The 13,003-nt window shown below is 69.9% G+C and carries 10 protein-coding genes; 7 read left to right on the top strand and 3 right to left on the bottom strand.

The features are described from left to right. Positions 1 to 70 precede the first annotated feature (70 nt). Positions 71 to 2,992: a lectin gene (locus ABZ664_RS08895; protein ID WP_362505265.1), complete on the bottom strand. Its 2,922-nt coding sequence runs from the start codon at positions 2,990 to 2,992 to the stop codon at positions 71 to 73. 775 nt (positions 2,993 to 3,767) lie between these two features. On the opposite strand from ABZ664_RS08895, the gene ABZ664_RS08890 reads away from it, so the two are divergent. The 7 genes from ABZ664_RS08890 (at position 3,768) to pcp (ending at position 10,131) form a co-directional block, all read left to right on the top strand. Continuing rightward, positions 3,768 to 4,199, top strand: a complete 432-nt coding sequence (locus tag ABZ664_RS08890) for a PPOX class F420-dependent oxidoreductase (protein WP_362505262.1) — start codon at positions 3,768 to 3,770, stop codon at positions 4,197 to 4,199. A gap of 85 nt (positions 4,200 to 4,284) precedes the next feature. Continuing rightward, on the top strand, positions 4,285 to 4,809 hold the full coding sequence (locus tag ABZ664_RS08885) for an NUDIX hydrolase (RefSeq protein ID WP_362505259.1): 525 nt from the start codon (positions 4,285 to 4,287) through the stop codon (positions 4,807 to 4,809). A 296-nt stretch (positions 4,810 to 5,105) separates the two neighbouring features. Continuing rightward, entirely contained in the window at positions 5,106 to 5,993 is an 888-nt protein-coding gene (locus ABZ664_RS08880; protein WP_362505256.1) for a hypothetical protein, read from the top strand. A gap of 32 nt (positions 5,994 to 6,025) precedes the next feature. After that, positions 6,026 to 6,973 (top strand): hypothetical protein, encoded by a 948-nt coding sequence (locus tag ABZ664_RS08875; RefSeq protein ID WP_362505253.1) that lies wholly within the window; start codon positions 6,026 to 6,028, stop codon positions 6,971 to 6,973. 116 nt (positions 6,974 to 7,089) lie between these two features. After that, positions 7,090 to 8,943: an endonuclease/exonuclease/phosphatase family protein gene (locus tag ABZ664_RS08870; RefSeq protein WP_362505250.1), complete on the top strand. Its 1,854-nt coding sequence runs from the start codon at positions 7,090 to 7,092 to the stop codon at positions 8,941 to 8,943. Between the two features lie 28 nt (positions 8,944 to 8,971). Next, complete coding sequence (locus ABZ664_RS08865; protein WP_362505247.1) at positions 8,972 to 9,508, top strand: DUF393 domain-containing protein; 537 nt, start codon at positions 8,972 to 8,974, stop codon at positions 9,506 to 9,508. Beyond that, on the top strand, positions 9,505 to 10,131 hold the full coding sequence (gene pcp, locus ABZ664_RS08860) for a pyroglutamyl-peptidase I (protein WP_362505244.1): 627 nt from the start codon (positions 9,505 to 9,507) through the stop codon (positions 10,129 to 10,131). Before ABZ664_RS08865 ends, pcp begins: the two co-directional genes overlap by 4 nt. Before the next feature lie 114 nt (positions 10,132 to 10,245). Here the strand turns inward: pcp and ABZ664_RS08855 are convergent, their stop codons facing one another. Together ABZ664_RS08855 and ABZ664_RS08850 are read right to left on the bottom strand one after the other, a co-directional pair. Beyond that, positions 10,246 to 11,283 carry a hypothetical protein gene (locus ABZ664_RS08855; RefSeq protein WP_362505241.1) on the bottom strand — a complete coding sequence of 346 codons (1,038 nt, stop codon included), beginning with the start codon at positions 11,281 to 11,283 and terminating at the stop codon, positions 10,246 to 10,248. A gap of 100 nt (positions 11,284 to 11,383) precedes the next feature. After that, complete coding sequence (locus tag ABZ664_RS08850; protein ID WP_362505238.1) at positions 11,384 to 12,820, bottom strand: glutamate--cysteine ligase; 1,437 nt, start codon at positions 12,818 to 12,820, stop codon at positions 11,384 to 11,386. Positions 12,821 to 13,003 lie beyond the last annotated feature (183 nt).

The raw sequence follows: 13,003 nt of genomic DNA, 5'->3' as shown, positions 1-13,003 counted from the left end.
GGGCCGCGCCGGGCGCCACATCGATGAGGTGCTCGTGAAGTGGTCGGGGTCGCGTAGGAGGCGGACCGCCTCAGACGCGGTTCCATCTCTGGCTGGTGCTGCCCTGGCAGGTCCAGATGTGCGCCCTGGTGCCGTTGGCGGTACCGGAGTTGGACACGTCCAGGCACTTTCCGCTACCGATCGCGGTGATCGTGCCGTCCGAGTTAAAGCGCCACTTCTGGTTGTTCTGACCGTTGCAGTCCCAGATGATCAACACCGTGCCGTTCGCGGTCCCGGCCCCGTTCACGTCCAGGCACTTGTTGCCGTACACCCGCAGCTCACCCGCACTGGTCGAGGTCCACCGCTGGTTGGTCTGGCCGTTGCAGTCCCAGATGTTCACCGCCGCACCGTTGGTCTGCGAGGCGCCGCTGACGTCCAGGCATCGGTTCGACGCCACCCCGCGCAACGCGCTCGTGTCCCCGGAAGGCGTCGGCGTCGGCGTCGGGTTGGGCGTCGTGCCGGTGCCGAAGGTGAAGGCGTCCAGGTCGAACAGGTAGCCCTGACCGGTCGCGCCGCGGAAGACGAGGTACAGCGTCGTGGCGCCGCTCGGCCCGCCGCTGATGTTCGCCGAGACGTTGGCGAAGGTCTCCCAGCTACCGGTGCTCGTGACGTTCACCGATCCCAGCAGCGTGCCCGTGGCCGAGCCCGCCCGTACCTCGATCCGGCCGCCCGCGCCCGCCGAGGACACCCGCGCGGTGAAGCTCGTGACGTTGCTCAGGTTGTACGGCTGGAAGGAGATCCAGTCACCGTCGTCGACGAAGCCCGCGGTCTTGCCGCCCTCGGCGCTGGTGTGGTCCGCCGTCTGCACGCCCTGCTGGGCACCGAAGTGCTCGGCCTGCCGGTGCCGTGGCTGCAGCGTCCGGCTGCTGGTGGCGGTCAGACCGCCCCCGTCGGTGTAGGAGGCCACGAAGACACCGAAGATGTTCGCCGCGGAGTCGTGCTCGCCGTCGACCGGCACCGCGATGGAGCCGCTGCAGCCGTTCCTGGAGGTGATCTGGTGAGCGTGGCTGTCATGGCCGAGCGAGTAGGTGACCGTCACCTTCGAACAGTCGATCGTGCCGTCCTCGGGGTCGCTCACGCTGACCTGGAACGGCACCGTGTCGCCGAAGGAGAACAGCTGACCGTCGCCCGGCGACGTGAGCGTGACCGACGGGGCGGTGTTGCCGACGGTCACGCTGACACTCGCGCCTCCGGTCAGCCCCTGCGGGTCGCGCACGGTGAGCGTGACGGTGTACGAACCGTTGGTGGTGTAGGTCTTGGTCGGGTTGGCGGCGGTGGAGGTGGTGCCGTCGCCGAAGTTCCACGAGTACGTCAGCGCGCCGCCCTCGGGGTCGGAACTGCCCGACGAGGAGAAGTTCACCGTCAGCGGAGCCGCTCCCGAGGTCTTGTCGGCCGAGGCCCTCGCGATCGGGTTGCGGTTGGCCGCCTGGCCGATGTACTCGATCCGGTAGAGCGCCTGGTTGTTGTTTCCCGTGCCGTAGTCCAGCACGTACAGCGCTCCGTCGGGACCGAAGGCCATGTCCATCACCTGCGTCCCCGACCACGGGAACGAGGAGATCTCGCCGTAACCGCCGTCGCTCTTCACCTCGATGGCCTTGATCCAGCGGCGGCCGTACTCGCCGGCGAAGAACCGTCCGTTGAGCGACTGGGGGAACTTGACGCTTGAGTTCAGGTTCGCGTCGTACCGGTAGACCGGGCCGCCCATCGGCGACTCCGAGCCGCCGCCGAACTCCGGCGGCGAGCCGGAGTCACCGGCGTACTTGATCCACGCCGGCTTGGCCGGGGGCAGCGTGGTCAGTCCGGTGTTGCGGAAGGAGTTGTTGGTCGGGCCTCCCGAGCAGTTGTACTTCGCACCGGTGCTGTTGGAGGCGAAGTTCCACTCGTTGTAGGTCTCGTTGGTGGTGTTGCTGCCCGTGCAGTACGGCCAGCCGTAGTTGCCGGCGGAGGTGATGCGGTTGAACTCCACCTGACCGCTCGGTCCCCGGTTGGAGTTGGTCGACCCCGCGTCCGGCCCGTAGTCGCCCAGGTAGACGACGCCGGTCGCCTTGTCGACGCTCATCCGGAACGGGTTGCGCAGACCCATCGCGTAGATCTCCGGCCGCGTCCCCGACGTCCCCGGCGCGAACAGGTTGCCGCTGGGGATCGTGTAGGTGCCGTCCGCCTGCGGCTTGATCCGCAGCAGCTTGCCGCGCAGGTCGTTGGTGTTGCCGGCCGAGCGCTGGGCGTCGTACTGCGGGTTGCGGTTGGTCCGCTCGTCCAGCGGGGAGTAGCCGCTCGACTCGAAGGGGTTGGTGTCGTCGCCGGTGGTCAGGTACAGGTTGCCCTGCGCGTCGAAGTCGATGTCACCGCCCGCGTGACAGCACTGACCACGGTCGTTGGCGACCCGCAGGACCACCTTCTCGCTGGCCGTGTCGAGCGTTTCATCCGATTTGAGGGTGAAACGGGACAGGTAGAACTCGCCCTTCCACTGGTCGAACTGCGCCTGGGTGCCGGTGGCCGGGGCGTCGCCGTTCGGCGTGCTCAGCCGGGGTGAGTAGTACAGCCAGACGTACCGGTTCGTGGCGAAGTTCGGATCGACTCCGACTCCCTGCAGGCCCTCCTCGTCATGGGTGTAGACGTTGAGCCTGGCGGACACCTTCGTGTTGCCGTTGACGTCGGTCACGCGCAGTGTGCCGTCGCGGGCCGTGTGGAGGACCGATCGGTTCGGCAACACGGCCAGTGACATCGCCTCGCCGATTTCGTTACCGCCCGACGCGAGTGAGATCTGCTGGTAGTCGGACGCCGGGATGTTCAGCGCGAGCGCCTGGGACGACGAACCCGCTCCGTTGACGCCGGATGATGACGCGTGCAGGGCCGGGGTGGCCGCGAGGGTGGAGGTGACGGGGGCGACGAGGGTGAACGCCGCGGCCAGCAACCCGGCGACGATACCGGTCAGGACCGGTCTGCGCGCCATGGCAGGCGAAGATGGTTGCACGGTGGTTCCTTCGGGGGGTGGGGGGTGTGGGTCAGGTCACGCCCTCCGCCTCAGGTGGGTGACGCCCTCCCGAGGTGGAGACCGTCGCCGAACGGGAAGACGTGCGGCGGCGGCCGGCTGCGCGGATCCAGGTCGGGGATCGTCCGGATCATGCCGTTCCGTGGCATGGTGACCGCGATCGGCGGAGCGGCGGAGGCGGCCTCCCGGCCATCACGACACCGATGGGGACGGCCACGCCGGGCCAGGGCGGGCCTCGGCCGCAGGGCTCGTTCGATCGGTCACGTGCTTCTCCCAGGATGGTGCGCCTCACCGGTGACACCACGAAAGAAGGCATGGTGCGGCGAGGTGGTGAATGTCGACATGGCCGATCACGACGTGGAGGGCGCGAAGCGTCCCCACATCCCGCTCATGTGATCCAGCCGCGGAGGCACCGGAAGGATCACCCCTGGGACCTCACTACCCATTACGTTCCGGGCGCTTATCCCCGTCAAGACTTTAAGCCTACTTATTTCACAAATAGCACACCGCCGTTCCGGCCGTGGTGAGCCGTTTTCCGCTCCTACCTGGGACGATGTCCGTCCTGCGGTTACCTGAGCCGACCGGCCCGCATGAAACGTTCAGATGTGTCGTACTGATAGGAGGTCTTCGATCTCGGCGAAGCACCTCCGTGCCCTCCCCCGGCGAAGCGTCCCCGCCCCCTCGGCCCCGCATCGCGGGGGAATAATCGGCATCCGGTCGCGCCTTGGCCCTGAACATGACCGCCACACCATTCGATCCGCGCGCGCTGCTCACGGAAAGCCGCCTCGGCGTCCTCGCGACGATCAAGACCGACGGCCGCCCTCAGCTCTCCCCCGTCATGCCCTTCTACGACCCGGAGGCCAAGGTCGTCTACGTCTCGATGACCGAGGGACGCGCCAAGACGGCGAACCTGCGTCGAGACCCGCGCGCCACGCTGGAGGTGACCGCCCCCGACGGTCTGGCATGGGCCACCGCCGAGGGCACGGCGACACTCACCGGGCCGGGAACCGATCCGCACGGCCCCGAGGTCGAGGCACTGGTGCGCTATTACCGCCTCGCCGCCGGCGAGCACCCGGACTGGGACGAGTACCGGGCGGTGATGGTCTCCGACCGCCGGGTGCTCATGGTCATGACGGTCGACCACGTGTACGGCGAGAGGATCGGCTGACGGCGTCCGGAGGAAACGCCGAACGTCTCGGGCCGCGCCCTCGGTAGCGTGGGCGAGATCAGGTAACACGCTGGGAGCACACCGCATGCGCTGGCAGGTCCACTCAGAAGAACCTCTCTACACCGATCGGTGGCTCGATGTCCGGGTCGCGGACGTGGAACTTCCCGACGGCAGGCGCCTGGACTACCGGCTGATCCGTACCGCGCCGGGGGCCGGAGCCGTCGTCACCGACGATCGGCGGCGGGTGCTGCTGATCTGGCGGCATCGCTTCATCCCCGACTCGTGGGGCTGGGAGATTCCCATCGGCGGGATCGAGGACGGCGAGGAGCCGGCGACGGCCGCCGCACGCGAGTTCGAGGAGGAGACCGGATGGCGGCCTGGACCGCTGCGCCCGCTGCTGCGTGTCCAGCCGAGCAACGGGCTTTCCGACTCGGTCCACCACATCTTCCGCGCCGACGGCGCCGTCCACATCGGCCCACCGACCGACCCGTGGGAGGCCGAGCGCGTCGAGTGGGTGCCACTCGCCGATGTCCGCGACATGGTCGGCAGGGGCGACGTCACGTGCGGCACCAGCATGGCCGCGCTGCTCTACGTCCTCACCGATCCGTAGGACATGAAGCGATCCGTAGGACGCGAAGCGATCCGCCTCCCGGGCCGGCTCTCGACGGCCGCGACCACTTCAAGGCTCCTACCTGCCCGTCTACCAGAACGTCCACCGAGACGGATCCGCCTCAACTCCCGGTCGGCCCGGGAGGACACCCCTTCCCACCTGGGGCGATCTCCGGACAATCATCCCGATCTTCTTTTCGGCACGCGATACTTGATGATAGGGAGCACCATGTAAGGAGGCATGACCTGAAACATGGTTAATCGCTATGCTTTTGAAACACGGCAAAGGGGGCGCCTGTGCAGCGCGTGGTGGTCGATCCTGAGGTGCCCGGGGAGGTCGCCGACCTCTTCCGCCAGAACGGCCCGTTGCTTTACCGCCTCCGCACCAAACGCCCGCCCAGGGACGTGGACGCCCCCAGGGTTCCGGGAGTGCTCATCGGCTTCTTCGGCGGATCGGTCGCTCTCACGGGGGGCGGCCTCCTCGCCGTCGGCGCTCCGATCCCCCAGGCCGTCGTCCTGCTCATCCCGCTGATCATCTTTTATCTCTTCATCCTCGGGGTGGTCTACCTCGCCAGGAAGCCCTCTCCCGCCGACTCCGTCGAGCGGCTCCTGTACGCGCACTCGCGGCACTGGCACGGGCGCTTCCTGATCCTGGAGGACTTCGACTACGACGCCAGACATCTGCTCGGCCGGGTCCAGAGGGCGATCGACCACATCCTGCGCTCGCGGGTCAACGCGATGGGCATGCTCGACAGCGTGCGCAACTCGGTGATGCTCCCCGCCGAGGAGTGGGAGATCGCCCGGCTGCTGAACAAGCTCTCCTCGCTGCGGGCCAAGCACCGCCACCTCGCCAAGGGCGGCAGGAGCCCCGAGGTGCTCGCGGCCATGGCGCCGCTGGAGCGGGCGCTGGCCGCGAGCGAGGCCGCCGTACTCGCGCGGGTCGAGGCCCTGGAGCGCTACGCGGGCCACGTCTCCGACGCCGAGCGGGCGCTGCGCGCCCAGGGGCAGATCGAGGTCCTGCGGGCGCATCTGCCGGAGTACGAGCAGCTCGTCGCCGAGACGGGCGCGGCCAGATTCTCCGGGCCGGAGATCAGGCATCTCAGCGGCGACGCCGACATGCTTCAGCGAGCGCTCCGCGAGAGCGTACGCTCGGCACACGAGGCTTTCCGCCATCTCGACAGCTGACGTCAAATGTGATCGAACGGAGGGACGAGCCTGTGCGGTCAGTGGTGGTCGATCCTGAAGTTCCCCCCCGGACCGCCGACCTGTTCCGCCGGCACGCGTCGATGTTGTCGCGCATCCGCGCCGGTTGGACCCCTGAGCCCTCGCCGCCCAACTCCCGCCTGACCGGACGCTTCCTGAACGCCGGCGGAGGGGTGGCGGCGCTCTTCCTGGTGTGCCTGATGTTCCTCGCCGACGTCGGGCAACTGCTGTTCTTCATGCTCTCGCTGCTCGTCTTCGTGGTCTTCGTCGGCCTGCTGGCCGCCCGCGAGCCCGCGGAGCCCGAGACGGTCGAGCAGGAGCTCTACCGCGAGGCCCGCTGGTACGAGGGCCGCTACCTGCTCCCGGCCGAGGACTTCGACTACGGCGCCGGGCAGTTGCTCGACCGGACCCAGCAGGCGATCGACTACATCCTGCGCTCGCGCGTCAACGCGGCGGGCATGCTCGACAGCGTGCGCAACTCGGTGATGCTCCCCGCGCAGGAGTGGGAGATCGCCCGGCTGCTGAACAAGCTCTCCACACTGCGAAACGAGCACCAGGAGTTCGTGTACGGCGGGAGCACTCCGGAGTTGGCCGCCGCCATGGCGCCGCTGGAGCGGGCGCTGGCCGCGAGCGAGGCCGCCGTACTCGCGCGGGTCGAGGCTTTGGAACGCTACGCGAGCCATGTGGCCGACGCCGAGCGGGCGCTGCGCGCCCATGACCAGATCGAGGCGCTTCGCGCGCGGCTCCCCCGCTATGAGGAACTGCTCGCGGAGTCCGGCGCCGACGCCTTCGCCGTACCGGAGATCGGGAGGCTCACCGAGGACGCCGGTCAGCTGGAACAGGCGTTGCGCGACAGTGTCCGCTCCGCGCACGAGGCGTTCCGCCACCTCGACGCCTCCGCCTCTCCTCCCGCGGACCCGGCTTCGCCCGGGGATTCACCGGAGGAGCCCTCGGCTCGCTGAGAGACTCCGGCTCCGGCGAGGTCGTCTCCCACCCGGGGTGCGGCGCTTCGGGCAGGTCTCGCCCTTGTCATAGGGCACGAAGAAGGCGAGGATAGCTCGCGTTCTTGGGAGGTAGCATGCGGATCCGCCTGGACGTGACCCTCGGCGTGGTCGTGCTCGTCGACGTGCTCCGGGTCTTCCTGCCATCGCTGATCACGCTCTTCGGCCGGGCGGGAAGCACCCCGGCGGAGATGATGGGCCTGTTCGCCGTCTCCTGGTTCGTCCTGGCCTTTCTGACCGTACCGCTCGCCAGATTCGTCCGCCCTCCGCTGATCGCCCTCGGCGCCGCGGGCCTGCTGTTCCTCTCCCGGCTCGCGCTCCAGCTCACCGACGGCGGGGGGCCTCAGCTGTACGTGGCCGGTCTCGGTCTGCTCGCCGGGCTGGTCTGGCTGGTGGCGATCGCGATGAGCGGCATCGACGCCCGGCCCGTGATGGGCGGGGTGATCACCGGCCTGGCCGCCTCCACGGTGATCCACGCGGCGCTCGACGGCATCGACCTGATGTGGCGTCCTGGAGCGGTCCCGTGGCTGCTGCTGGTGGTGGAGCTCCTGCTCTTCTGCGCGTTCACGGTCCGGGCCGAACCCCCGGACGAGGAGTACTCCGGGGCTCCCCGCGCCTGGCTGACGCTCGGCCCCGCCCTGCTGCTCTGGGGCCTCTACACCGGCAACACCGCGCACGCCCAGGCGGCGACCGTCTCCGCGCAGCAGGCCGCCGCCGTGATCGTGGCGGCGTTCGCGGTGGTGTCGGCGGCGCCCGCCGCGCTGCCGGTGCTGCGCCGCCCGCTCCTGCCCGCGGTCGCCCTGGTGGCCTCGGCGGTGGCGTTCACGCTGGGCAGGGCCACCGTGGACGGCGTTCACGGGGTGGCGCCCGGCTGGACGATCGTCGCGCAGATCGTCGGGCAGGTCGCGCTGGGGGCCTGCCTCGCGCACGCCGCGACGACCTTCGGCCGGGATCGGCCGGCCCGGCGGGGCCTGGCGACGGCCGGGGGGATGCTGCTGTTCGTCGTCTTCGTCTTCGGCTACTACGCCGCCTACGACCTCTACCTGCCCAACGCGTGGGTACCGATCTGCGCGGCGCTCGTCGTCGCGTTCGGAGGCGTGACGGGAAGCGCGGGCCTGCCGCGCCGCTCCTACGACCGGCGGTTCGCGGCGGCCGCCGTCGCCGCGGTCGCGCTGGTGGCGGCCGTTCCCCTGTGGCAGGGTACCCACCCCGGCTGGAAGGGCCCAGAGGACGGACTGCGGATCGCGGCGTACAACATCAGGATGGGCTACGGCGAGTCCGGCAGGCTCTCCCTGGAACAGCAGGCCGACGCGCTCAGGGAGCTGAGACCGCACGTGGTGGTGCTGAGCGAGGCCGACAGGGGCTGGTTGCTCAACGGCGGCCACGACGGGGTACGGCTGATCGCCGAACGCCTGGGCATGCACTACATCTGGGCACCGGCAACCGACGAGGTGTGGGGCGACGCCCTGCTCACCGCGCTGCCGATCACCTCGATCAAAAACCACGTGCTCGTCCAGGGCGGCCCGACCGGCGCGCAGGCGCTGGAGGTCGGTCTGCGGTGGCAGGGCGAGGACGTCACCGTGATCGGCACCCACCTGCAGCCTCCGCCGGGCTGGCGCGAGCTCGACCAGGTCGAGCAGCTCGGGGAGATCGTCAGGAACGCCGCGAGGGGTGACACCCCGGTGATCGTGGCCGGTGACCTCAACCTCCAGCCCGGCGATCCGGCCTGGCGGGTGCTGACCGACGCCGGCCTCACCGACCCCTTCGCCCCGGTCAGGCCGTTCAACACCATCCCGTCCCGGAGCGGGCCCGCACAGCAGATCGACCACGTGCTCGTCACCCCGGGATTCACCGGAAAAGACCAGTCCAACCCCGATGTCCCGCACTCCGACCACCGTCCGGTCGCGGTCACCCTGGTCGCCGGGCCTTGATCGGGTCCTCCTGGGTAGTGTCAGGTGCATGACGGAAGAACCTGTACTGGTCTTCGACGGCGACTGCGGTTTCTGCACGACGAGCGTCCGGTTCGCCGAGCGCCGCATCGGGGTGCGCGCCCGGGTCGTCCCCTGGCAGTTCGCGGATCTCCGGGCGCTGGGTGTCACGCGCGAGCGGGCCGAGCGCGAGGTGCTCTGGGTCGAGAACGGCCGGGTGTACGGCGAGGCGCAGGCGGTGGCCAGGCTGCTGATCGCCGCCGGTCTCCCGTGGAGCCCGCTGGGGTTCGTGCTGCGGATCCCGCCGTTCCGGTGGGTGGCCCGGGGGGTCTACCGGCTCGTCGCCGCCAACCGTCACCGCCTGCCGGGCGGCACCCCCGCCTGCGCCCTGCCCTCGGAGCCCTCGAACTCCGGACCCGTGAGCTCCCCTCCCACAGGTTCTCCGTCCACGGGTTCCCCCACCTCGAACCCCGCGGCCCCGAACCCCGCGACCCCAGATCTCGCAGGCTCGGATCTCGCGACGTCGGCCCCCTCGGGCTCGGACCCCGCGGTCTCGGAGCACCGATGAAGGGCGTCCTGCTCGCCGGGCTGGAGCCGCTCGACGGCGCCGCGAACCCGTCGTGGGAGGCGATCGGGCTCGTACCCGGAGTGCGGACCGCGCTGCTCCCCTGCGCGTTCGGCGGGTCGCTGGAGCACCTGCGCGCGGCGGTGGTGGAGCACGATCCAGCGGTGGTCGTGTGCGTCGGGCAGGCCGGAGGGCGGCCCGACGTGACGGTGGAGCGGGTGGCCGTCAACCTCGACGACGCCTGCGTCCCCGACGGCACGGGCCGCCGGCCGATCGACGAGCCGGTGGTGCCCGGTGGTCCCGCCGCCTACTTCTCCACCCTGCCGGTGAAGGCGTGCGTGGCCGCGGCGCGGGCCGTCGGAGTCCCGGCGAGCGTCTCGCAGAGCGCCGGGACGTGCCTGTGCAACCATCTCTTCTACGGCCTCATGCACATGATCACCACCGAGCGGCCGGCGGTTCGCGGGGGCTTCGTGCACGTGCCGTTCAGCCCGGAACAGGTCCTGGGCGAGGCCATGCCCTCCATGCCCGTCACGCTGGTCGCCCAGGCGCTCACCGCGATCGCGACCACCGCCGTCTCCGTCTCCCTGGGCGGCGATCTCCGCCTGGTCGGCGGCTCCCCCCACTGAAAGGGCCCACGGTCTCCGAGCGGCACACCGTACGACCGCCTCCAGCGGCCTCGGGAAGATCGGGCACCGCGCCCTCGCAGCCCTGCGGAGACACCATGTCCTCGAAGCGGCTCCTCAGAGCGGCACGCCGTACACCACGCGACGGCCCACGAACTCGCTCACGCTCCACAGCGTCCTCTTGCCTCGGACACAGGTCAGATCCTCCGGGCCCACCGGATAGGGCCGCTTACGCACCGTGTCGCCGACCACGATCAGGGTGCCGTTCCTGGTGGAACCCGCGGCCTGGCTGAGATACCAGACGCCCTCGTAGGAGAGCGCGCCCTGGATCTTGTCCCCCGGCAGCGCGTAGGCGTCCATCGCCTGGACGACACCCCCGGCAGGGGCGTTCAACGTCCCCTCCGCGGTCAGCGGCCAGCGGGCGACCCGTCCGACCGTGCCCGCGGTGTCGACGTACTCGCCGGAGATCAGCACATCGGGATCGGTGCTGCGGTCGACGGCGGCGAAGGAGAAACGGACGCTGCCGCTGGTGGTGGTCCAGGCGTCGGTCTGCGGCATCACGTACCGGTAGCCGAACGCGTCGTACACGCCGGCCTTCCTTCCGATGGTCTCCGTACCGCTCCCGTTGATCTCGAAGATCTGCCGGGTGTCGAAGACCCGCAGGCCCCGGGTGGTGTCGGCGACGTACAACAGGTTGCCGTACCAGGCGACGCCGCCGGCGTGGATGTTGATCGGCGTGATGCCTCCGTCGGCTCCGGTCCGCACCAGCAGGACGTGCCGGTAGCGGAGCGTCGCGGGATTCACGAAGGTCAGGCGCACGCCCCTCTCCGCCCCCGACGACGGCGTGTGGTACCAGCTCACCACGAACGTGCTCCCGGTGATCCCGGCGTCGGAGGCGCAGGTCAGGCCCTGGGGATACCACTCCTTGGTGGCGTTGTCCCCGGCGTCGAAGGTGTACCAGTCAACCGGTTTCGGCTTCATCGTGCCGAACGCCCCGGTGCCGGCCGACCCCTTCCTGACCGTGACGCGGTTGGCCTTGGCCAGGACGGTGTCGAGTGATGCCCGCTTGAGGTCCTTCTCCAGAATCTTGATTCCGGCCGCGAGGCCGCCTCCGTCCCGCTTCAGCCCGAACGGCTCGGCCGATACGACCTTCATCTGACTCATGAGGGGGGTCTCTTCCTGTCCGGTTCCGCCAGGATCGGCGGATCAAGATACGGAGTTCATGAGTATGCCGGTACTCAAATCCCTTTTGCAGTTAGAAAGGCCAGGTGTGGACGGGTTCCCCGGCCAGCGACAGCTCCCGGTACCGGCTCACCACGCGCGCCGCCGCGGCCTGGTCGCCGCCCTCGCGAACCAGCGCCTCCCGCTGCCAGATCGCACCGGTACGGCGGCGGGCGACGCGTTCCCGCACGATGTCCAGCGCCCACCGGGCCTCGTCCGGGTCCACCCCCATCCTGTCGAGCCCGGCCTCGGCGACCGGCAGCAGCTCAAGGGCGAGCCGCTCGGCGGGGATCTCCTCGTTCAGGCCCGGCCAGCTCAGCGGCGCGTCCAGGCCGTGGATCGCGGCGCGGTAGAAGTTGCGGTAGGCCCCGGCGAAGGGGAAGTCCTCCACCGGCTGGACCGCCAGGGCGGCGGTGAGCCCGAGCAGGAAGGCACTGTTCGCCGCCATGTCGGGCGCGCTCGGCCCGGCGGGCAGGGCACGCATCTCCACCCGCAGGTGGCCGCCGTCACCGGGGTCGTAGACCGGCCGGTTCCACTGCCACACGGTGCCCTGGTGGAGCCGGAGCTCGGCCAGTCCGGGGACGCCGTCGGCGGGCACCTCCTCCGGCGCGAAGGTCATCGGCAGCACCGGCTCGTAGTCGCGGACGCATGTCTCGAAAATCTCCTCGACGCTTCGCACCCAGCCGGAACCGAACCCCACCCGCCGGTTCCTGCGGTCGAGCCGCTCCACGTCCCGGTCGTCCGCGGCCTCCTCGAACAGCGCGATCCTCGTCTCCTCCCACAGCCTCCTGCCCAGGAAGGAGGGCGAGTTCCCGCTGACCGCGAGGACCGGGCCGATGGCCAGCTGGGCGGCGTTGTAGACGCGGGAGAAGTCGGCGGGGGGCGTGCGGAGATGAACCTGCCAGGAGGTGTTGGCGCTCTCCAGGATCACCCCCTCGACCTCAAGCTCCAGCATCTCGACGCCCTCGATGCGCACCCGGAACGGCTCCGTGCGCAGCCGCCGCATGCCCCTGGCCAGCGCCCGGTAGCGGCCCTCGCCGCTCAGCGCCTCGTGGGTGAAGTCGAACTCGCTCAGCGAGGGCAGGATCCCGATCACCACGGCCTGCCCGCCCTGTGTCGTGGCCGCCGCGTCCACCACGGTCATGATCTCCCGCATCTCGCTCACCAGGGCGGTGAACGGCCGCCCGGCGATCGGCAGCGGAGTCAGGTTGGCCTCCAGGTTGAACCTGCCCAGCTCCAACGTGAGCCGACCGTCGCCCGCGGCGACCTGCACCTCGCGGTTACGGGGAAGCGGCCTCCCTTCGGGCGTTATGAGAAACATCTCCAGCTCGGCCCCGATGGTCGCGGGACCGGCGCCGAAACCCGGTCTTGCGAGCACCTCGCGAAGGGTGTCGAGCTGCTCCGCCAGTTTCCCCCTGAAACGGAGGAACTCCGCCTCGGAGTAGCGGTCCTTGTCGACTTGCTGCCCCATCACACCGTCCGATCAGTTGACCCTTGTGACCCTCCCTCTCTCCCAGAGTGCACCTTCTAATCAGGACACCTCACGACCGGCTCAGCGACCGGACCGGCTCACCGACCGAATAGGCTCACCGGTCAGGTGGGCCCACCGGCGGAAAGCGCCGGAGACCACGGGCCGGGGCAGAGGAGTGTGACG

Origin of the sequence: Streptosporangium sp. NPDC006930, from assembly GCF_040635605.1 — a bacterium.
Classification (GTDB): Bacteria; Actinomycetota; Actinomycetes; order Streptosporangiales; family Streptosporangiaceae; genus Streptosporangium.
This window is presented reverse-complemented; position numbering and strand designations above follow the sequence as displayed.

Excerpts from the sequence above, each read along its gene's own strand:
- ABZ664_RS08865 (WP_362505247.1), top strand. The coding sequence starts at position 8,972 with ATGACGGAAGAACCTGTACTGGTCTTCGACGGCGACTGCGGTTTCTGC.
- ABZ664_RS08890 (WP_362505262.1), top strand. The coding sequence starts at position 3,768 with ATGACCGCCACACCATTCGATCCGCGCGCGCTGCTCACGGAAAGCCGC.
- ABZ664_RS08885 (WP_362505259.1), top strand. The coding sequence starts at position 4,285 with ATGCGCTGGCAGGTCCACTCAGAAGAACCTCTCTACACCGATCGGTGG.
- pcp (WP_362505244.1), top strand. The coding sequence starts at position 9,505 with ATGAAGGGCGTCCTGCTCGCCGGGCTGGAGCCGCTCGACGGCGCCGCG.
- ABZ664_RS08850 (WP_362505238.1), bottom strand. The coding sequence starts at position 12,820 with ATGGGGCAGCAAGTCGACAAGGACCGCTACTCCGAGGCGGAGTTCCTC.
- ABZ664_RS08870 (WP_362505250.1), top strand. The coding sequence starts at position 7,090 with ATGCGGATCCGCCTGGACGTGACCCTCGGCGTGGTCGTGCTCGTCGAC.
- ABZ664_RS08895 (WP_362505265.1), bottom strand. The coding sequence starts at position 2,992 with ATGGCGCGCAGACCGGTCCTGACCGGTATCGTCGCCGGGTTGCTGGCC.
- ABZ664_RS08855 (WP_362505241.1), bottom strand. The coding sequence starts at position 11,283 with ATGAAGGTCGTATCGGCCGAGCCGTTCGGGCTGAAGCGGGACGGAGGC.